The sequence below is a fragment of the Agrobacterium sp. A3-95 genome (assembly GCF_053521785.1).
Window position 1 is genome coordinate 216,483 of sequence record NZ_JBNWDR010000009.1, and the last position, 18,321, is coordinate 234,803.

The 18,321-nt window shown below is 56.4% G+C and carries 19 protein-coding genes and 1 pseudogene; 4 read left to right on the forward strand and 16 right to left on the reverse strand.

Features of this window, described 5'->3' with window-relative positions; genetic code table 11:
• Positions 1 to 102 precede the first annotated feature (102 nt).
• The gene (gltA, locus tag ACQZ5Y_RS22095) at positions 103 to 1,392 is read right to left on the reverse strand and encodes a citrate synthase (RefSeq protein ID WP_003496202.1); all 1,290 of its coding nucleotides are present in this window, start codon (positions 1,390 to 1,392) and stop codon (positions 103 to 105) included.
• A gap of 306 nt (positions 1,393 to 1,698) precedes the next feature.
• Here gltA and ACQZ5Y_RS22100 point away from each other — a divergent pair.
• Positions 1,699 to 2,103: pseudogene (locus ACQZ5Y_RS22100) on the forward strand (ComEC/Rec2 family competence protein); the annotation flags it as partial.
• Positions 2,104 to 2,440: 337 nt separating this feature from the next.
• Here ACQZ5Y_RS22100 and ACQZ5Y_RS22105 read toward each other — a convergent pair.
• From ACQZ5Y_RS22105 to ACQZ5Y_RS22165, 13 genes are all read right to left on the reverse strand, one after another.
• Positions 2,441 to 2,749 (reverse strand): hypothetical protein, encoded by a 309-nt coding sequence (locus tag ACQZ5Y_RS22105; protein WP_065658108.1) that lies wholly within the window; start codon positions 2,747 to 2,749, stop codon positions 2,441 to 2,443.
• Positions 2,746 to 3,090 (reverse strand): phage head completion protein, encoded by a 345-nt coding sequence (locus tag ACQZ5Y_RS22110; protein WP_174059858.1) that lies wholly within the window; start codon positions 3,088 to 3,090, stop codon positions 2,746 to 2,748. Before ACQZ5Y_RS22110 ends, ACQZ5Y_RS22105 begins: the two co-directional genes overlap by 4 nt.
• Positions 3,087 to 4,292 carry a phage portal protein gene (locus ACQZ5Y_RS22115; RefSeq protein ID WP_174059859.1) on the reverse strand — a complete coding sequence of 402 codons (1,206 nt, stop codon included), beginning with the start codon at positions 4,290 to 4,292 and terminating at the stop codon, positions 3,087 to 3,089. The genes ACQZ5Y_RS22110 and ACQZ5Y_RS22115 overlap by 4 nt, the downstream gene beginning before the upstream one ends.
• Positions 4,279 to 4,821, reverse strand: a complete 543-nt coding sequence (locus ACQZ5Y_RS22120; RefSeq protein ID WP_211380931.1) for an HK97 family phage prohead protease — start codon at positions 4,819 to 4,821, stop codon at positions 4,279 to 4,281. The genes ACQZ5Y_RS22115 and ACQZ5Y_RS22120 overlap by 14 nt, the downstream gene beginning before the upstream one ends.
• Positions 4,818 to 5,096 (reverse strand): head-tail connector protein, encoded by a 279-nt coding sequence (locus tag ACQZ5Y_RS22125; protein ID WP_174059860.1) that lies wholly within the window; start codon positions 5,094 to 5,096, stop codon positions 4,818 to 4,820. The genes ACQZ5Y_RS22120 and ACQZ5Y_RS22125 overlap by 4 nt, the downstream gene beginning before the upstream one ends.
• A gap of 1 nt (position 5,097) precedes the next feature.
• Positions 5,098 to 6,264: a phage major capsid protein gene (locus ACQZ5Y_RS22130; RefSeq protein WP_174059861.1), complete on the reverse strand. Its 1,167-nt coding sequence runs from the start codon at positions 6,262 to 6,264 to the stop codon at positions 5,098 to 5,100.
• A gap of 238 nt (positions 6,265 to 6,502) precedes the next feature.
• Positions 6,503 to 6,793 (reverse strand): hypothetical protein, encoded by a 291-nt coding sequence (locus tag ACQZ5Y_RS22135; protein WP_174059862.1) that lies wholly within the window; start codon positions 6,791 to 6,793, stop codon positions 6,503 to 6,505.
• Between the two features lie 15 nt (positions 6,794 to 6,808).
• Positions 6,809 to 8,461 (reverse strand): terminase large subunit, encoded by a 1,653-nt coding sequence (locus ACQZ5Y_RS22140; RefSeq protein ID WP_174059863.1) that lies wholly within the window; start codon positions 8,459 to 8,461, stop codon positions 6,809 to 6,811.
• Between the two features lie 482 nt (positions 8,462 to 8,943).
• Positions 8,944 to 9,078, reverse strand: coding sequence for a hypothetical protein (locus tag ACQZ5Y_RS22145; RefSeq protein ID WP_272871251.1), 135 nt, complete (start codon positions 9,076 to 9,078; stop codon positions 8,944 to 8,946).
• Positions 9,075 to 9,425 carry a hypothetical protein gene (locus ACQZ5Y_RS22150; RefSeq protein ID WP_080864265.1) on the reverse strand — a complete coding sequence of 117 codons (351 nt, stop codon included), beginning with the start codon at positions 9,423 to 9,425 and terminating at the stop codon, positions 9,075 to 9,077. Before ACQZ5Y_RS22150 ends, ACQZ5Y_RS22145 begins: the two co-directional genes overlap by 4 nt.
• Positions 9,426 to 9,444: 19 nt before the next feature.
• Positions 9,445 to 10,641: an AAA family ATPase gene (locus ACQZ5Y_RS22155; protein ID WP_174059864.1), complete on the reverse strand. Its 1,197-nt coding sequence runs from the start codon at positions 10,639 to 10,641 to the stop codon at positions 9,445 to 9,447.
• A gap of 2 nt (positions 10,642 to 10,643) precedes the next feature.
• Positions 10,644 to 10,844: a helix-turn-helix transcriptional regulator gene (locus ACQZ5Y_RS22160; protein WP_174059865.1), complete on the reverse strand. Its 201-nt coding sequence runs from the start codon at positions 10,842 to 10,844 to the stop codon at positions 10,644 to 10,646.
• A gap of 232 nt (positions 10,845 to 11,076) precedes the next feature.
• On the reverse strand, positions 11,077 to 12,237 hold the full coding sequence (locus tag ACQZ5Y_RS22165) for a tyrosine-type recombinase/integrase (protein WP_174059866.1): 1,161 nt from the start codon (positions 12,235 to 12,237) through the stop codon (positions 11,077 to 11,079).
• Positions 12,238 to 12,339: 102 nt separating this feature from the next.
• Between ACQZ5Y_RS22165 and ACQZ5Y_RS22170 the strand changes: the two genes are divergently transcribed.
• The gene (locus ACQZ5Y_RS22170) at positions 12,340 to 14,382 is read left to right on the forward strand and encodes a ComEC/Rec2 family competence protein (protein ID WP_419462435.1); all 2,043 of its coding nucleotides are present in this window, start codon (positions 12,340 to 12,342) and stop codon (positions 14,380 to 14,382) included.
• Positions 14,383 to 14,398: 16 nt separating this feature from the next.
• On the opposite strand, the gene ACQZ5Y_RS22175 is transcribed toward ACQZ5Y_RS22170, so the two are convergent.
• Positions 14,399 to 15,082: a glutathione S-transferase family protein gene (locus ACQZ5Y_RS22175; protein WP_112155100.1), complete on the reverse strand. Its 684-nt coding sequence runs from the start codon at positions 15,080 to 15,082 to the stop codon at positions 14,399 to 14,401.
• Between the two features lie 439 nt (positions 15,083 to 15,521).
• Positions 15,522 to 16,244, reverse strand: coding sequence for a transcriptional repressor LexA (lexA, locus tag ACQZ5Y_RS22180; protein ID WP_174049421.1), 723 nt, complete (start codon positions 16,242 to 16,244; stop codon positions 15,522 to 15,524).
• Positions 16,245 to 16,454: 210 nt separating this feature from the next.
• Here lexA and ACQZ5Y_RS22185 point away from each other — a divergent pair, with 210 nt between their 5' ends.
• A complete protein-coding gene (locus tag ACQZ5Y_RS22185; RefSeq protein ID WP_174049422.1) occupies positions 16,455 to 17,336 on the forward strand; it encodes a VOC family protein in 882 nt (293 codons plus the stop codon).
• The gene (gene kdsA, locus ACQZ5Y_RS22190; RefSeq protein ID WP_174049423.1) at positions 17,336 to 18,181 is read left to right on the forward strand and encodes a 3-deoxy-8-phosphooctulonate synthase; all 846 of its coding nucleotides are present in this window, start codon (positions 17,336 to 17,338) and stop codon (positions 18,179 to 18,181) included. Before ACQZ5Y_RS22185 ends, kdsA begins: the two co-directional genes overlap by 1 nt.
• Positions 18,182 to 18,321: the final 140 nt, after the last annotated feature.

Genomic DNA, 18,321 nt, shown 5'->3' on the forward strand with positions numbered 1-18,321 from the left:
GGTTGGCAGGGCAGGTTTCGCTATTCTTATCGATGATCATATCCAACAAAAAAGCCGGCGGATAAAACCCGCCGGCTTTTTTATGTTGGTTGGTTTCCCGGCTTAACGCTTGGAAACCGGAACGTAGTCCCGCTTGCCGGCGCCCGTGTAGAGCTGACGCGGACGGCCGATGCGCTGCTGCGGATCCTCGATCATTTCGTTCCACTGCGCGATCCAGCCGACGGTGCGGGCCAGTGCGAACAGCACGGTAAACATGGTCGTGGGGAAGCCAAGCGCCTTCAGCGTGATACCCGAATAGAAGTCGACGTTCGGGTACAGCTTCTTCTCGACGAAATAAGGATCGGAAAGAGCGATCTTTTCGAGTTCGAGCGCGACCTGCATGATCGGATCGTCGGAGTTGCCGGTGGCTTCCAGCACTTCGTACATCGTCTTCTGCATGATCTTGGCGCGCGGGTCGTAGTTCTTGTACACGCGGTGGCCAAAGCCCATCAGGCGGAACGGATCGTTCTTGTCCTTGGCGCGGGCAATGTACTCCGGAATGCGGTCAACCGTGCCGATTTCGTTGAGCATGTTGAGCGCCGCTTCGTTGGCGCCGCCATGTGCCGGACCCCAGAGGCAGGCGATGCCCGCTGCAATACAGGCGAACGGGTTTGCACCCGACGAACCGGCAAGACGCACCGTGGAGGTGGAAGCGTTCTGTTCGTGATCCGCATGCAGGATGAAGATGCGGTCCATGGCGCGAGCCAGAACCGGATCGACCTTGTACTCTTCGCAAGGCACGGCAAAGCACATGTGCAGGAAGTTGGAAGCGTAATCGAGGTCGTTCTTCGGGTAAACGAAGGGCTGGCCGATATGGTACTTGTAGGCCATGGCGGCGATCGTCGGCATTTTCGCGATCATCCGCAGCGAAGCGACCATGCGCTGGTGCGGATCCGTAATGTCGGTCGAGTCGTGATAGAAGGCCGAGAGAGCGCCGACCGTGCCGCACATGACAGCCATCGGATGTGCGTCGCGACGGTAGCCGGTGAAGAAGCGGCTCATCTGCTCGTGCACCATGGTGTGGCGCGTGACGCGGGTGTCGAAGTCCTTCTTCTGCGCAGCTGTCGGCAATTCGCCGTAAAGCAGCAGATAGCAGGTTTCCAGGAAGTCGCCCTGTTCGGCAAGCTGCTCGATCGGGAAGCCGCGGTGCAGAAGAACGCCTTCGTCACCATCGATATAGGTGATCTTGGATTCGCAGGAGGCTGTTGAGGTGAAGCCGGGGTCGTAGGTGAAGGAGCCCGTGTGCTTGTACAGCGTGGCGATATCGACGACGCTTGGTCCAATCGTGCCTTCCCTGACTGGGAGTTCGACCTGTTTTTCGCCAAGTGTCACTGTAGCGCTTTTTTCCGTCATACTGATCCTCCGAAAACATGCGGGTGGGGGCGTTGAGATACGCCCCGCGGTTAAGCGTCTACCGATTAGCTATATGATCCTTGCGCGGATGCCAAGCTATCCAAAGGTCAAATTGTGCATTGCGGCAAACGCAATCGCGTTGCTTCAGGCTTTCCCGGCAGCAGCAATTCAATCTCGGTCAACGCATCGTTAAAGTAAAGGATTGCAATCCCCAGCGCTGGTCTGCAAACCTGTTTTTGGTGCGGCAAGGGGCGGTGGGGATTGCTCGGTCAAGGGGAAAAACAGCATTTCGAATATGCTAAAACGATGCAGGGAGACTTGCCCGGCACGCGGGAAATTCTGTTTCCTCTCCGCCGAAGCAGTGATGCGGCAACATATGACACTCCCGCCATTATTCCGGAGATTAACCGCAACACTACCGTGGTCGAAAAAATCGCCACGTACCTGGCCGAGGAGCGCGCATTCGGCCACGATTTTCTTTTCATTCCAGTTTCCATCGGCTGCGGCGCGGTACTCTGGTTTTCTCTAGATGCCACGCCTTCCCCGGTCGTTTTGATTGCCACATTTCTATTTGTCGCCGTTCTGGCGCTCTTTGTGAGATATAAAGCTGGCATTGTGGCGGCGGTTTGCGGCCCTTTCGCTTTTCTATTGCTCGGCATGCTCCTGGCCGATTTCGAAACCCGACGGGCAGGGACCGTGGTGCTGGATACTACGTATAGACAATAAAATCAAATAGTTAAGTAAGGAAATTTCTTTGTGCCATACCGGCAAGGGCGGGCCGCTTTGAGGCCGTTAGGCCGATATCACTAGCCATCTTGGAAGCGCTTTCCTAGGTCGCACGTATTTCCTGTTGCCGCTGGCGCGGCAAGCTGCCCGCCCACTCTGGCGGTAAAGTTCATTGCGGTTTTGCCGATCCTGTGCGAAATTGCATGAAATCTTCTTTGCTCATTTCACTCTTCTTTTCTGTGGCCCGTCTCGCTTTCATCAGCGCGGCGGGTTTTCTTTTACCCAAACGAAAAAAGCCCTACGGTTGACCGTAGGGCTTTGGTCAGGCTGCCTTATAGAGCGCCTTAAGTTCTTCCAAGTCTTCAGCAAGCATCGCGCTGTAAGCCGTTGCCGCCGCTTCCGCCAGACCTTTGGCGAAAGGTGAGTTTCGCACCCATTGGAGCGTTGATTGCCCCACCTTCGGCTTGACGTGCGCCACGGCAAAACCGTGTTCATGGTCATGGGTCAAGACAACATCGCGGATCGTCATTTGCATGTCAGGCAGGAAGAATTGGACCTTTGCCAGCTTGCGGAAACCTGTGTCCCGGTCATAGCCCTTGATAGGCTCAATGCTGATAGTCTTTACGTTCAAGGTGTTCCTCCTTCTGCTGTGAATGTGATGAAAGCTCCTTTCTGGTCTGGCTTCATCATTTTGACGTTGTAAGAGCGCCCGGAACGCTTTTCCCGAATGCTCCATGTTGTGTTGACGGCCTTAATGGCGGGCTGCTGACGGACAGTGATTTCCACCGTGGAAACGCCGCGCGGTACGTTGTTCAGAACGATCTCATCGCCGCTACGAACCTCGATCCGACCCGATGTGGTGAAAATCGTAGTGACGGGACCGGCTCCGGGGATCACGCCCCCGAAACCGTCATTGCCGTCCGTCTTCCGCCGAAATTCGAAAACGCCGCGAAGATCGCCGCCCCCCGTCATTGCTGTACCTCAGATGCCTGGGCATTTTGTGACACGCCAAGACGGGCCATGTTGAGCGGCTCCATGTAAGTGTCGCCACCCGGAACCTTCGACATGTTTTCGAAGCCGCGAATCTCGTCCACTGACAGGAATCCAGCTTCACGGCCAATGCGGTACGCCTCATAGCGGGTCGCCGTATCCCCACGAAGCAGAGCGGACAAATCGTGCTCGACGTAATGAGTCTTACGAGCCTCAGGCGAAAGCAGGGTGGCGTTGTAGACGCTTTCGATCCGCTTAGCCCACGGCGCAAGGACTCGAGTCACAAGGGCGCGGCTTTCTTCGCCAATGTTTGAATACGTCGCGTTGTCCGTAATGCCGACCGAAGAGGGCGGGACGCCATAAACGCGGCAGATATCCAGATTGGACAGCTTGCGGCTTTCGAGGAATTCCGAGTCCTTTGCCGAAAACTGGAACGTTTCGAACTTCGCCCCACCGTCCAGCACCATAACTTCGTTTGCCTTCAACTGGCCGGTGAAGCGTTCCTTGAACTTGGAGATCGCGGCATCCTTGTTCGCGCCGCCGAGCTTGTCCGGGAAGATCAGAGCGCCAGCCGGACGGAATGCGTTTTCTGCCGCCGCGCCTGCCTGATCCTGTTGAGCAAGAGCAAGCCCGAAAGCCGCGCTTGCGATCTGGATAGGCGAAAGGCCTAGAATGCCGTCATTCGTCCTATAGCGAACATGCAAAATTTCGTCTTGCGTGAAGACTGACGTTCCGCCGTTCGCCAGCGCGACCTTGTACCTCAACCGGCCAGATGAGAGACGCTCGACCGTTACCGAAGGCGCGGGAATGGGATGGAGGCCGATAATCTGGCTTCGTCCATTCCGCTCAATCCGAGCATAGGCATTGCCGTACATGAGCGCCGACACGTTCATCCATTCCCGGCCCTCAAAGGCGGTCAGGAGAGGCGAGAACGATTCCTGTAGCACTGGATATAGCGCATGCTCAGAAGCCGCCACACGGCCACCGTCGTCAGTTTTGCGATAGACCTTCAGCGGGACCGAAGCGAGTTGCTCCGCGATAAGCTGGATGCACCGATGGGCGACAGCATGGCCGCTGGCCTTCTCGATATCCGCACGGGCCTGCCAGCGCGCACCAAGGAATTCACCTAAGAAGGGATCGCTCGAAGCGACGGCGCGTGTTTCCTTCGGTTTAAACGGCCACATAAGCACCTCCTTCCAGTTCCAAGATTCGAATGCGGCGTTCCGCGTCTGTCATTGGCTTGCGCGAACGCACGGCAAGCGACGTGCCGGAATAAGCCGGGAACGCCTGCACAACGCTGATTTCGCGAAGGTCAATGGCCTTCAGGGTCCGTCGCTCACCATGCCATTCGTCTCCGCCTTCAGGCACGTTGAAACCAAAGCTCATGCCGCCGATATCATGGCGGGCAGCAAGCGAAGCGATATCCCGGCCTAGCTGTGTGTCGGGCAAGTCCAGTTCGAAACGGAGTCCTTTCTGATCCTCTTCGAGGATCAGGCTACCCGACGCGCTACGGCCCAACACCTTGCCGGGGTCATGATCGACAAGCGCCAGAATGTCCGGGTTGGAACGAAGCGAAGCACCGAAAGCGCCTGTCTGAATGACTTCGCTGAAATCGCCAATCCGGGTTTCAAGGCCGAACGTGGCAACGTAGCCGGACAGTTTCTTTCCTACGGCCTTAACGTCAGTTGCCGCACGTTTTTCAAAGTTGCTCAAAATGATACCTCCCTGAATGGCTGCACAAGGGCGTCAACGCCGAATGCGATTGCTTGTGGTGGTTTCTCCGCTGCGGCTTCGCGGTACGAATACCAATGGCCGACCAAAAGGAGGATTGCGTGTTTTACGGGGGGCTGTGCCGGACTGGCGATGGTGACGCCGATTTCCGAAACATAGCCTTCAGCCGCAAGAATCAGACCTGAGATGTAAGTGTCATCTTCGGGCCAATCGACCCGAAGATGAACCTTTGCCTCGGCCAGCGAGACAGCCGCCATATTAGGCGACGGCCTTCCATGCGAATGCTTCAGGGTGGCGGATAGCCACGTCAGCATCAAGGAACGCATGCAGGCGCAGACCGCCCTTCGAAGCGTCTGTGTACGGGTTGGCGAGAATATCAACGCCAGACCAGTAGCCGATAAGCAGGTTTGCCCATGCGCCGAAGATCAGCGGGTTTTCACCGGCAATCGTCGGAACCTGATTCGTAGCCACAACGCGCTCATTGTGGAACGTTTCAGCCGTGCTGAGATTGCGCTGCTGGCCGTCCTTCAGCTTGCGGGCAACAGCCATCAAGGCCGGATTGGTCAAGAAGCCTGTGGTGCCGGTTACGTCGTCAATCTGGAGCGCCGCGATAAGGTCCGCCGCAATGTCGCTCAGGTCCGTTGCCGTGGTTGCGCTTTCTGGAATCTGCGTAAGGATTCCGACCGGCTGCTTTGCGGCAGCGGTGCCGTTGATAGCGGCCTTATCGAGAGCCTGCGCAAGTACGAACGCCAAATCCTGACGAAGTACGTTTTCGAGCGCCACGCCGTTCTGAAGCAGCAAGCGGCGAGACAGGTACATTTCGCCGGAAACCGTCTTCGGAGACAGCGACACCTTGTCAAAGGTCGCATCGCTGGCCGTGGTTGCCTCGTCCTCATTCACCCAATAGGCCTGTGGGCCAGATGCAAGGCGAGGAAGGTCAAGATTGCCAGTGAGGCCGGAAATGACTGTTGCGCCGAGGGACTGGACTGCGAGAACTGGACGAAGGCGGTCGATAAGGCCACCCATGTTCGTTGCAACAGTGTTGCCAGCCGTGCCGGTCGTGAGCATGGCGCGGTTTTCGTCACCGAAAATGAGAGAGGTAGGGACCATCACGCCGCGCACTTCGCGACCCTTGGACAGTTCGTCATGGACTTCGCGTTCAACGCCGGTCAGGCTATCGCCACTGCCTTCGCGGATGGCCTTGGAAACGGAATAGGAACGCAGTTCGCGAGCCATGCCGTTATCAGCCGGTGCGGCCTCATGGCGCTCGAATTCTGCGATGGTTGCTGCATTCTTGATCTGGCTATCAAGGGCGCGAATTTCGCCTTCGATTGCCGTAAACTTCGCGTTGTCCGGGTTGTCGCCAAGAGCCTTGATTTCAGCGAGCTTGGATGCACGGGTCTCGCGAAGATGGAACAGATTCATTTAGTCTCCTTTTCTAGTAAGCGCGCATAGCGAAGCACCAAGCGGAATTTCTTGATGTGGCATTACGCAACAATGTCGTGGTTTGTCGTAGGTGTTGCCTGCGGCAACATGCTGCCCGCCCCTCATTCGGGACAGGCTCGCCGGTTCAAGTCTTATGCTTGCGTCCGGTGATTGTGGTTATACTCCGTTTTGCTTGCTGATCAACAGTAAAACGCGAAAAGCAAGGAAGTATATTTCCTCATCGTTTGCTTGACAAAACACCGGCTTGGATTTTTTCGGTAAGCTCTACGTCTTCCTTAAGTCGGGCAACGTCAGGGCTAATCGAGCTAAGATGAAATCCTTCACGGTATTGCACTCTATCTTTCGGCAAATCCTCTAACTCATAGTGGATTGGCTCAAACTGAAAGCCGTTAGAGTTATCGGTGGTGCAAACGAAGTCTGCTTTTGCATCAGGGCTGGTTCCCTCCAAGTGATCCAGCCCGAAATCACGCAAGCTTATAGAGAATCCTCTTCCTTTAAATGTCGTCACTGTCTCTCTCCTCCTTTAAGCATCTTCCATAAGACACGCTGGAAGAGCGTCGTCTTCCGTGTGTCGCGCCGCAGTCTGCAACGCCATGGCGAGTGCTACAAGTCCGTCAATGCGACCTGAAGCCTTGGACTTATCAAGTTTCCGTGCGCCGGATGGGTCTTTCGTAATGACCGCATTGGCAGCGCACATCTTCATGAGCGGATTTCCGGCATGGTTGACCTTCTGTTGCGCGACCGCGACTTCCAACATGTCAACGGCTGGAGACATGTCTTTGTAGCCTTGCCCGAACGGCTGAAGCGGCAAATCAATCGAAGCCTTAGCCAGTTCGCGCCGCAAGTCCTCTATCCGCCAACGGTCGAAGGCAATCTCCTTGATATCGAACCGGCCCGCCTCGTCAGCGATGTATTCTGCAACGGCCTGCGGATCGATGACCTTTCCCGGCAGAAGCGTGAGGCGTGCGTCTGCCTGCCTACTCCACACGTTATACGGTACTCTGTCCGATTCACTCTTCCCGTCAATGTCAAAGGCCGGGAGGAAGAATCGGGGCAGGACAGTGAAGCGGCCATCCTCTTCCGGGAAAACCAGAACGAAGGCCGTCAAGTCTCGGGCTGCCGACAGGTCAAGAGCGCCATAGCATTCCCGGCCCTCAAGCGCGGCTTCGTCAATATGCCCTAGATCGCAATCGTTCCACTCGCGAGCGGCGATGAAGCGCGTGGTGCCATCGATCCGCTGGTTCAGGATCAGGTTACGGAACGCCGCTTCCTTGCTTGGAATCCGTTTAGCCTGATCCGCCATGCGCTCGATTTGCTCATACGAGTTGAAATCGCCAAGCGCAGGATTCGCAGCCAGCCATGTATCAGGGTCAAAAGGATCAGCTTCCGGGTCTGATGTGAAAAACGCGAGCGCGAAGCTATCGTCTTCAATCTCGCCCGATTGGCACTTCAGCCCATAATCTATAAGTTCGCTGAAATATTGATTATCGTCGCGGGCTTGGGTTGAGATCAAAATGATGAGCGGTTCAGATCGTCCGCCAAGCGCGGAATCAAAGGCGTCATACAACGCCCTCGACGGATGATAACCAGCCTCATCCATGATGACGAACGAAGGCGACAATCCGAGCTTTGAGTCAGCGTCGGCGCTAACGGCCTTCAGCACCGATCCTTCGCCCGGATATCCCGGCTCTACCTCGATCTCCTTGCTGAATTTGATAATGTTCACGCGCTCAGAAAGCTCGACATGGCCCTCAATCATCGCCCTACACTCGGCCCAAGCCTTGCCCGCCTGAATCTTATCGACAGCGCCAATGTATAGCTCGCCGCGCTGCTCGGCTTCAGGTCCGACAAGGTGGCAGAGAGCAAGGGCGGCAGAGATAGCCGTCTTACCATTCTTGCGCGCCATCGACAGCACGCTTGTCCGAACCGGGCGGCGGCCATATTCGTCAGTCGCATAGGTCGGGGCCAGGAATTTCTCAATCTGCCAATCTCGCAGCTTGATCTTCGTTCCTGCTAGTTTTCCCTGCGTTACAGGCATATCTTCGATGAAAGCAACCACTGCCTCCAGACGTGACAAGCCTTCGGCTTCCCACGGGAGCGTCTGACGACGCTGCGGCCCGCCCATTATGTCACCAGCGGCTTTCTTCGGCTTAGCTCCTTTGCCTCTTCGGCCCATCAAAGTCTCCTTTCATTGTTCACTTTTTCATGACGATTTCCTTTTCGTCGTTCAAAATTTGGAATTATGTATGCGCGAATGTACCCCACCGGTCCTTAGACGTATGACTCTCGTCTTTCGATGCCCCCTACCTTTGGAACGGGGCAGGGAGGCCCATCAGGCGTCATTCCAGCCTTCGGGGTCGATAGGGTCGCCGCTCTCTGTGAAGCCAGCCCACGCCCGCCTGAAGCCGCTGCTCTTGCCTGTTCGGGCCGAGCGTCTGTCTTTGGCATTGGTCTTGCGGTTGTGACAGGATGCGCACATGCTCGTTAGCTCAGACGTGGGCGGGAATGCCAAGCCTCCCGCATTGATTGCCTTGTCGTGGTCAACCACTTCGGCAATGACGATGACACCACGCGCACGGCACGGCTCACAGACCGGACATTCCATTAGCTTGGCTATGCGCAGCCGTTGCCACTGAGCCGTGTTATACGGCCATCTGCTCATGAGGGGCGGGCGGTCTGCCGCGCAGCGGCAGTAATGACAACCTTAGGCTTGACCGGGATGGGCTGTTTCCGCACCGGATCGATACGGCTCTGACGTGCAAACACCTGCCGGTTCTGATGCATCAGTTTCATTGCACCGCCACCCATTCACCATGTCCCACGGCTTTAGCCAAACCACGGCGCTTCAGGCGCAACAGCACCTCATTGACCTCGTGACGCCCGTAACCGGTGAGCCGAGACAAGATCATAGGCGCTGCCGGTATTGACCGCTTCCGTAGAAACGAAAGCACCTTTTCGTCTGGCTCTGGCAAACCACTCCATGCGACCGGCTTTCCTACCAGCGCGTTGATGACCTGCATGTTTTCGGTGTGTGTATTCATCTCCTTTTGCTCCTTTCGTGTCTCAGGCTCATTCTCATTCTCACTCACTCTCTTGTAAGAAAGAGAGTGAGTTGAGAATTTGAGAACGATGATGCCCATATGGTTCTCAAAACCGTTCTCAATTCTCACTGTAGGGTTTAACCTTCATAAAAACCCTGTATTTACAACGCTTTGTGTCGTTCTCAATTTCGCTCTCATCTTCAGCAGTTGAGAAAGCACGCCTCCAATTCTTGCCTTGCGCCTGTCCCGGCTCGCTCCCCTGATAAGCCTTGTGCGCCTCGTCATAATTCGACACCCACCACCAACCGTCATCCGAGTTTCCGCCTTGATCTATGGCGCTATCGATGATGGCACGGGTCACAGCCTCTATTCGAAGACGCTTCGTTCTCGCGGTCGCGGTCTCCTTTTTCTCGCTCTTGTCACCCGGTAGAGACACGGGAACGAGAACGGGTGCAGTTGTCCATTCCCCTTCATCATCCTTGCCTAGCGTCACGCTTTCGAACTCGTAGGCCAGAAGGTCGCCCTCCTTGCCATCGTTCGCGCCAGTGTTTTCGAGAACGACGACACCGCCTTTCGGCCCGACCATGAATGACACATCAACCGCGCCATCCAGATCAATCGCGCCCTTGGCTCGCGTGCCTGCATGCGTGGTGTGGTGGATCACGCAAACATGGGCTTGAGGAACGGTCTCCTGTATCAAGCTCACTGCATCAATCAGCCGTGTCATGTCCTTAGAGGCGTTCTGATCGCCGCCACCGAAAACACGGGTCAGTGTGTCGATTACGATGAGACCGCAATCCAGTCCGCATTCGCCTTCCGCCTGCTCGATAACGCTGATAATCTCTTTCGCATCTTCAAGCCCATCCGTCAGGTTCATGTAACCAGACACAACCAGAACCGGCAGATCGTCGCTAAAGCGATGCTTCTTGCGCCAAGCCTTAATGCGTCGTCTGGTCAGCTTGGCACGTTCCGCCGCGATGTAGAGAGCGAAGCCCTGCTTTTTGACCTTGAAGCCGTGCCAGTCCCAACCGGCAGCAACGTGACATGCCATGTCAGTCGCGCACATACTCTTTCCCGCTCCCGGCTGACCCACGATGTACGAGAATTCACCAGCGCCGAAGATATCCCGGATTACCCATTCCTTGTGATTATCCTCATCTCCGATGTCATGCGCCCATATCAGGCTAAAGCGGCTTTTGATTTCCGATTGAGGCCTACTCGCCTGCGGCTCGATTGCTGCCCGCCGTCTACCAATCTTTTCGAAATTGAACTTCCCAGTCCAACCGGGGGAGTCGTCTTCTGCATGCGATTCCATCTTTAGTGCGTGGTGCGCGATGCAATGCGTTCATCAAGCCAAGCCGTCACTTCGGACCGAACGTAAGCGATACGGCGCGCCGATAGTTGTACTGGCTTTGGGAATAGGCCCGTTGTGCTCAGAATATTAAGCTGCATCGCGGAAAACGTCGTTTCGGCTGCGGCTTCCTTTGGCGACATGAGGCGCGGAAGTTCTTTCGACATGTAATCTCCTTTCTCTAGACGCACTTGCTTGTTACCGGACCTCCTTGGCCGGTGCGAAATAGCGCTGCTTTTAATGATTGCCCGCCGTTGTTGGCGACGAGTGGTTTATAGCTCCAATAAACTGAAGCTATCAACTAAAAAATGCAAAATACGGTTGGGTATATTTTTGCGTTACTTGCTTGACGTTTTGATGCCTGAAGAAAAATTTAGAAATTTCGTTGAAAAGACTTTGTTATTTCCGATTGACGGGCGTTGATTGGCAATAATCGCACCAATCCTGCATAAGCTGGCGTCTTTTTTCTAGCGCATCAGAACGGCGGTATGCTTGTTCTACGGCGTTCCCAACGGCATGGGCTAGCGCGGCCTCAATGATATCTCGTTGATGGTGGGTTGCATCCCCTGCCCAATCCCTAAACGTGGAGCGCAAGCCGTGCAACGTCTCTGTGCCGCCCGTCGCGGCCCGGATAACCTTGAGCATGCCTTTATCGCCCATTTGGCAACCTTCCTTCTCTCCTTCAAATACAAGCGCGCCTGTCGCCACTTGTTTACGTGCTTGCAGGATCGTCAAGGCGCGGTCGGAGAGTGGAATACGATGTTCTTTGCGGGCCTTCATGCGCTCAGCCGGGATAATCCACAGCTTGGCATCCATATCGATTTCGGACCAAACCGCGCCGCGAACCTCGCCAGATCGGGCAGCGGTCAGGCACGCAAACTCAGCCGCCCGAGCGTAGACTGATGTTTCGGCTCTAATCTTCTTCATCACGGCTGGCATGTCCTTATACTCGATGGCCTCATGATGGATGTGGACAACCTTGTTAGCCGGAAGGATGTCCTTAAGCCCGCCTTCCCATGCCGCTGGATTGTCACCGCTGCGCAGTCCTTGCGCCTTCGCCAGATCGAAAACCCCCGCAATGCGCGTCCGGGTCCGATCTGCCGAAACTCGCATCGTCTCCCAAAGCGGGCGAAGCACGTCCAACACGTCTTGGCGCGTTATGTCGGCAATGGGCATTCTATGTAGGGGGGCGGCATGGTCGTTAATGCTTCTGCGAATTTGGTAGTGGTGCTTCTCGCTATTCGTCTCGGCGCACTTCTTCTTGATGTAGTCCTTGGCAACATCAAGGAAGGTCACACGTACGTGGCGGGCATCGCCACGTGCCAGACGTTCCCGGATGACTTCCGCCTTCTCTCGGGCAAGCTGGAGCGAAACCGGGGCGGTTCCCTGCCCATATCCTCCAAGGCCCATTTCAGTGCGTTTGCCGTCTCGCTTAAATATGAATAACCATTGCTTGGAGCCACCGGCACGGACCCGCATAAACAGTCCGTCGCCGTCGCTGTATATTCCGGGCTTTTCTAGCTTCTTAATTTTGGCTTCAGTGAGCTTGTGCCGCGCCATACCAGATTCCTCTTGCCATAACTTCAGCATGAAAAATACGCAAAATACGGTCTTTTGCAAGTCTATTGTACACGTAATTTCAATACCTTACAGACATCCGTGGTGCTGGATACCCCCGTCACCACCACCATCACCGGCACTGTGGCGCGCCGGGAGGTCGATGCACGCGGCTACTGGCGATATGTCGTCGATCTGACCGCAACAGCGGACCCGACATTGTCGCGTCCGCCGCAGAGGATATCGGTGCTTTCGCGTGGCGGAGGCGAGCCGATCGCACTCGGCGCCAACCTTCGCGGCAAGGTCCGCCTCTCGCCGCCGTCCGGCCCGGCCTTGCCGGGACTGAACGACTTCGCCTTCACGTCCTATTTCAGAGGCATAGGCGCGACCGGTTTCTTTTATAAATCACCGGATGCGCTTGTATCACCCGTTGGTGACGCAAGGCCTGACAAGGATTGGCTGGAATGGGTCGATATGCGGCTTTACGGCCTTCGCAGCGCAATTGCCGAACGCATCCGCACCACCATCGGCGGTGATGCCGGAGCCTTCGCCGCCTCCATCATCACCGATGAGAGACAGGCTATATCGGCGGAGACGATGGAGGCGTTGCGGCTCTCCGGCCTTGCCCATATCGTTGCCATATCCGGGCTCAACATGGCACTGGCCTCCGGCATATTCTTTGTTGGCCTGAGACTGGCTTTCAGCCTGTTTCCCGCCTTTGCGCAGCGCTGGCCGGTCAAGAAGATCGCGGCTTTCGCGGCACTGCTGATGACGCTTGCCTATTATCTGATTTCCGGTTTCGCCGTTTCCGCCGAGCGTGCCTGGCTGATGATGTCTGTGATGCTGATCGCGGTCCTTTTCGATCAGCCATCACTCAGCCTCAGAAACGTTGCCATTTCCGCCCTGATCATTCTGGCTTTCTCGCCCTCGGAAATCATGGGTCCGAGTTTTCAGATGTCATTTGCGGCCACCATAGCGCTTGTTTCGGCCTATGCCTTCTGGAGCCGTTGGCGTACGGATCGCGAGCGGCTGTTCATCGGGCGCAAGCCCGCATGGCTGAAGGTGGCGGAAATGATGGGCGCGGTCATTGGCGGCGTTATCACGACGTCGCTGATCGGGGGCCTTTCTACGGCGATCTATTCGGTCGAACATTTTCACCGTGTCACCACCTATGGACTGTTCGCCAATCTGGCTGCAATGCCGCTCATGTCGCTGATCGTCATGCCATTCGCTCTTATCGCCATGCTGCTGATGCCCTTCGGGCTCGACGCGCCGTTCCTGAAGATCATGGGGTATGGCATGGCACTCGTCATCGAGGTTGCAAACGAGGTGGCCTCCTGGGGCGGCAGCGCAGCGACGGGGCGTCCGCACGGCTGGTTTATCGGTTTGGCTTCGGTGGGTTTCCTGCTGCTGACATTGCTGCGCAGCCGGCTTGCGCTTCTTGGCATCCCGTTTCTGCTCTTCGCCTTCGGTGTGTCGGCAGTTACGGCCTATCGTGATCTGCCGGATCTATTGATTCACGAGGACGGCGACTTGGTGGCACTCCTGGAGGGCGGCAAGGTCTCAACCACAAAAGCCCGTCCGCAGGGCTTCGTTTACGGCCAGTGGCAAAGGGCGCTGCTGCTGCCGGAAAAAACCGTGCCGCCAGATTTTATAAATGGTGAGAGCATCGCAAATAATGCTGGTTCTGACTCGAGATCGAAACTGTCGCCGGAAGACATGGCTGTGGTGGTACGCGAGATGACGGCGGCGCTCAAAGGCGCCAAAGCTGGCGTCTTCACCTGCAGGAAAGACATATGGTGCGTAGCGAGCGCCGCAAGCGGAGAGTGGGTCGTCGTTCTGAAAGATGGCCGCTTCGCCGGAAAAGCCTGCGATATTGCCGATATCGTCGTTGTTTCCCGCAGAACCTCTTTTTCGCAGTGCCGCTCGGGTGCACTCCTGCTCAGCCGTGACATCTTGCGGCGTCTCGGTTCTGTGGAAATAGATTTTGCTGACAAGAGGGAGGAGGGTGTGGCGAGCGGGCTGCGCGCCGCAATCGCCGGAACGGACAGGCCCTGGAGCCAGCACCGTTATTACGACTGGAAAAGCGGACGTTTCGACCGTGATCTACCGCAGCCCATCATCCGGCTGCTGGCGGCGTCGCAATGACTGCCGCCAGCATGGATCAACGGGCCTTGGCGCGCAAATCTTCAGTCAATTCGCCGATCTCGCCAACTTCCTCTTCATGACCAGCGTCGCGCCAGCTCTCCTTCAAACCGGCCTCGTACCATTCTTGCATGGCAGGCAGGGTGAGCAGCCGGTCGCAATAGGCTTTCGCTGCTGGCGAAAGATCCGCACTGCCATAGGTCTGGAAACGGAATGCAACCGGGCAGAAGAAAGCATCGACCGCCGTGAACTTTTGACCGGCAAGATATGGCCCGCCGAATTTTGTGAGACCCTCGCTCCACAATGCATCGATCCGCTTTATATCGGCTTTAAGCCCGGCATCGCCGCCCCTTGGTTTGACCCGAATGCCCACCGACATGGGATAGAGATTGCGCAGCGAGGAAAAGCCGGCATGCATCTCACTTGCGGCCGAACGCGACCAGGCCCTTGCATGCTTGTCGCTTGCCCAGACGCCCTGGTGTCTTTCAGCAAGATATTCGACGATCGAAAGCGTTTCCCAAACCGTCATACCCTCGTCGACTAGGCAGGGCACCTTGCCCGTCGGCGAAAAGGAGGAGAAGGAGACGCCTTCGCCGAACGGAATGAGCTTTTCATCAAAGGCGATACCGAGCGTGCGCATCAATACCCACGGCCGCAGCGACCATGAAGAATAGTTCTTGTTGGCTATATAAAGATCGTACATGGCGTATCTCCCGGATATGACGCGTATTTCTACACCTGCCAAGCGTTCACGGAATATCGAAAATTATCCATGGCTCCCATAAACGACGTTGATGAATGGTGATGTGGGGTCGCTGAGAGCGCGCCTTGCGACAAGTCACCCTTTGGTGACCACTAAAACTGACTGCGCAACACGACAGAACAACGTCGCTAAAAAACAGCGGATGTGATCGCTTCGACAATTACAGCGAGCAGCCCATTCGCCACCACGCCCGTAGCGAAACCGAAGCATCTTTATGGAGCAGGAACTCAGTTTAGAAAGGGCAACGCGCATAGGCTGAATGGCGCATATCCTCGTGCACCCGCAAAAGCACGCCACGTTTGGAAACAGCCAAACCCGATATAGGCGCCATCTTCACGATGACGCCTATTGTAAAGTGAATACGTTCGGTTCGATAAGATCAATGGTAGCGGCGGATCAGCCCAACCAGCTTGCCCTGAATTTTCACCCGGTCGGGCCCGAAGATACGGGTCTCATAGGCTGGGTTTGCCGCCTCGAGCGCAATGGAGGCACCCTTGCGGCGGAAGCGCTTCAGCGTGGCTTCCTCGTCATCCACCAGAGCCACAACGATGTCCCCGGGATTGGCAGTGTTGCCGTTGCGGATGATGACTGTGTCGCCGTCGAAAATGCCGGCCTCGATCATCGAATCACCCTTGACCTCAAGCGCGTAATGTTCGCCCGTGCCAAGCATGTCTACTGGCACGGCCACATCATGGGTGTTGTTCTGGATGGCGGAAATCGGCACGCCCGCAGCGATGCGGCCCATGACCGGCACGGTGACAGCCCCGCCCAGATCATTGGCCGGCGTCTTGGGGGCAGGGGCCGGTTCCGGCATTTTGGGCTTGCCAAGGCTGCCTTCGATAACGCTCGGCGAAAAGCCGCGCTGCGGCCTTGCACCCGGCGTATAAGCCTCTGGCAGCTTGATGACTTCCAGCGCCCGAGCTCTATTCGGTAGCCGACGAATGAACCCGCGCTCTTCGAGAGCGGTTATCAGGCGGTGGATGCCGGATTTCGAAGCAAGATCGAGTGCGTCCTTCATTTCATCGAAGGAGGGCGGCACGCCGGACTCTTTCATTCGTTCATGAATGAAGAGAAGCAATTCCTGCTGTTTGCGCGTGAGCATGAGGAAAACACCCTTTAGAATCGTAGTGGAAGTCGTGAAACAAATACAGAACGAACACTATATGTTCCATATGTGTTCTGCAATCCCCTAAAATTTCGTGAAGGTGCCATCTGTTGCTGTGATGATTTGCCTCATAGCACGCAATTGTGCTTTTGTGCGGTCGAAACCGTCCCGGCATGCTCCGGGCGGAAGGCCAGCAGGATACATGTCATGACGAAACCCTATAGCGTTGACCATCTCGTTTTGCCCGTGGAAGTCATAGGCGTCGCCGTGAAGCGCCTCGTCAGTCTTGGCTTTACGGTTGCGCCGGAGGCTCTGCATCCTTTCGGCACCCAAAATGCCTGCGTATTTTTCGCCGACGGCACCTATCTGGAGCCGCTCGCAATTGCTGATCCGGCTAAATATAATGCCTCAATAGAGAGGGGTGATGTGTTCACCGGCAGGGATGTGGCCTTCCGGCAACGGGACGGGCAGGAGGGTTTTTCGGCTCTTGTCGCCAGGACTGAAGACGCCTTGGTTGACCATGAGCGGTTTCGGGCAGCCGGCCTTTCGGCGGGCGATGTTTTCGAGTTTTCGCGGCCTGTTCGGATGCCGGATGGCTCGCAAGGCGAGGCGGCGTTCCGGCTGGCTTTTGCGGCAAGCGGGGCGGCCGCGGATTTCTTTTTGTTCAGTTGTCAACGGCTTCAAGCCCTTCAGGGCGATCGCACCATGCTGGAGCGCCACGCCAATGGTGTCACCGGCCTGAGTGAAATCGTCCTGTTTTCCGGCGGCGACATGAAGGTGGCGGGCCTGATCGAGACAGTGTTTGCCTGTGAAGGCAAATGGTCTCCGGGCGGTGATATGGTTTTTGCGACCGGCAATGCCAGCATCAGATTGACCGGAAAACCGGCTTTCAGCGGGCCGGCCCTGAATGCTCAGGATGGCAACGAAGGCGGATTGCGCGGCGCGGGCATTGTCTTTTCGTCGCACGATCTTGCCGTGACAGAGGCGGTGCTTACTGCTAATGGCGTGTCCTGCGCAAAAGCGGACGGCCGTCTGGTAGTGCCCGCGGCACCCGGTCAGGGCGTTGCCTTCGCCTTCGAGGAAAAATGATGAGCGTTACGAACAATCTTAAAGTCACTGCCGGCGATGGCGCCAGCAAGGTTTCCTTCTCGAATGCCGAGCGGTTTTCGCTGATTGCCGGTCCGTGCCAGATGGAAAGCCGCGAACATGCCTTCATGATCGCTGGCGTCCTGAAGGAGCTTTCCGACAAGCTGGGAATAGGGCTTGTCTACAAGTCCTCTTTCGACAAGGCGAACCGCACTTCGCTTTCCGGAAAACGCGGCATCGGCCTGGATAACGCGATGCAGGTTTTTGCCGATCTCAAAAAGGAATTCGGTTTTCCTGTTCTGACCGACATCCACACGGAAGAGCAATGCGCCATCGTTTCCGAGGTAGTGGACGTGCTGCAGATCCCGGCGTTCCTCAGCCGCCAGACCGATCTTCTCGTTGCTGCCGCCAAAACCGGCCGCGTCATCAACGTCAAGAAAGGCCAGTTTCTGGCGCCCTGGGACATGAAGAACGTGCTTGCCAAGCTCAATGAGAGCGGCAATCCGAATGTGATGTTGTGCGAGCGCGGCGCGTCCTTCGGTTACAACACGCTGGTTTCCGACATGCGCTCGTTGCCGATCATGGCAGCGCTCGGCGCACCTGTCGTGTTCGATGCCACCCATTCGGTGCAGCAACCGGGCGGGCAGGGCGGCTCCACAGGTGGCCAGCGCGAATTCGTCGAGACGTTGGCACGTGCGGCCGTTGCGGTTGGCGTGGCCGGCCTCTTCATCGAGACGCATGAGGATCCGGACAATGCGCCGTCAGACGGCCCTAACATGGTCCATCTGAAGGACATGCCGAAACTGCTCGAAAAGCTTCTGGCTTTCGACGCGATTACGAAAGCCTGATCGGCTGACCGTGACGGCGGGCACTTTTGTGCCAATCGATTTTAATGGCGGGCGGGCCGTTTCCGCTGCCCACCGTCATTGTAATTTCTTCGCCATCGTCTAAGACAGGCGACGGAAAATATCTGTTCCATTCCCAAGGG

Coding starts and splice junctions, on each gene's coding strand:
- ACQZ5Y_RS22125 (WP_174059860.1), bottom strand. CDS start 5,096: ATGGCGGCTGTCTCGCTGGCCGAGGCAAAGGTTCATCTTCGGGTCGAT.
- ACQZ5Y_RS22165 (WP_174059866.1), bottom strand. CDS start 12,237: ATGGCGCGGCACAAGCTCACTGAAGCCAAAATTAAGAAGCTAGAAAAG.
- ACQZ5Y_RS22185 (WP_174049422.1), top strand. CDS start 16,455: ATGACGAAACCCTATAGCGTTGACCATCTCGTTTTGCCCGTGGAAGTC.
- lexA (WP_174049421.1), bottom strand. CDS start 16,244: ATGCTCACGCGCAAACAGCAGGAATTGCTTCTCTTCATTCATGAACGA.
- ACQZ5Y_RS22130 (WP_174059861.1), bottom strand. CDS start 6,264: ATGAATCTGTTCCATCTTCGCGAGACCCGTGCATCCAAGCTCGCTGAA.
- ACQZ5Y_RS22140 (WP_174059863.1), bottom strand. CDS start 8,461: ATGGGCCGAAGAGGCAAAGGAGCTAAGCCGAAGAAAGCCGCTGGTGAC.
- gltA (WP_003496202.1), bottom strand. CDS start 1,392: ATGACGGAAAAAAGCGCTACAGTGACACTTGGCGAAAAACAGGTCGAA.
- ACQZ5Y_RS22155 (WP_174059864.1), bottom strand. CDS start 10,641: ATGGAATCGCATGCAGAAGACGACTCCCCCGGTTGGACTGGGAAGTTC.
- ACQZ5Y_RS22145 (WP_272871251.1), bottom strand. CDS start 9,078: ATGAAACTGATGCATCAGAACCGGCAGGTGTTTGCACGTCAGAGCCGT.
- kdsA (WP_174049423.1), top strand. CDS start 17,336: ATGAGCGTTACGAACAATCTTAAAGTCACTGCCGGCGATGGCGCCAGC.
- ACQZ5Y_RS22160 (WP_174059865.1), bottom strand. CDS start 10,844: ATGTCGAAAGAACTTCCGCGCCTCATGTCGCCAAAGGAAGCCGCAGCC.
- ACQZ5Y_RS22110 (WP_174059858.1), bottom strand. CDS start 3,090: ATGACGGGGGGCGGCGATCTTCGCGGCGTTTTCGAATTTCGGCGGAAG.
- ACQZ5Y_RS22175 (WP_112155100.1), bottom strand. CDS start 15,082: ATGTACGATCTTTATATAGCCAACAAGAACTATTCTTCATGGTCGCTG.
- ACQZ5Y_RS22150 (WP_080864265.1), bottom strand. CDS start 9,425: ATGGGCATCATCGTTCTCAAATTCTCAACTCACTCTCTTTCTTACAAG.
- ACQZ5Y_RS22115 (WP_174059859.1), bottom strand. CDS start 4,292: ATGTGGCCGTTTAAACCGAAGGAAACACGCGCCGTCGCTTCGAGCGAT.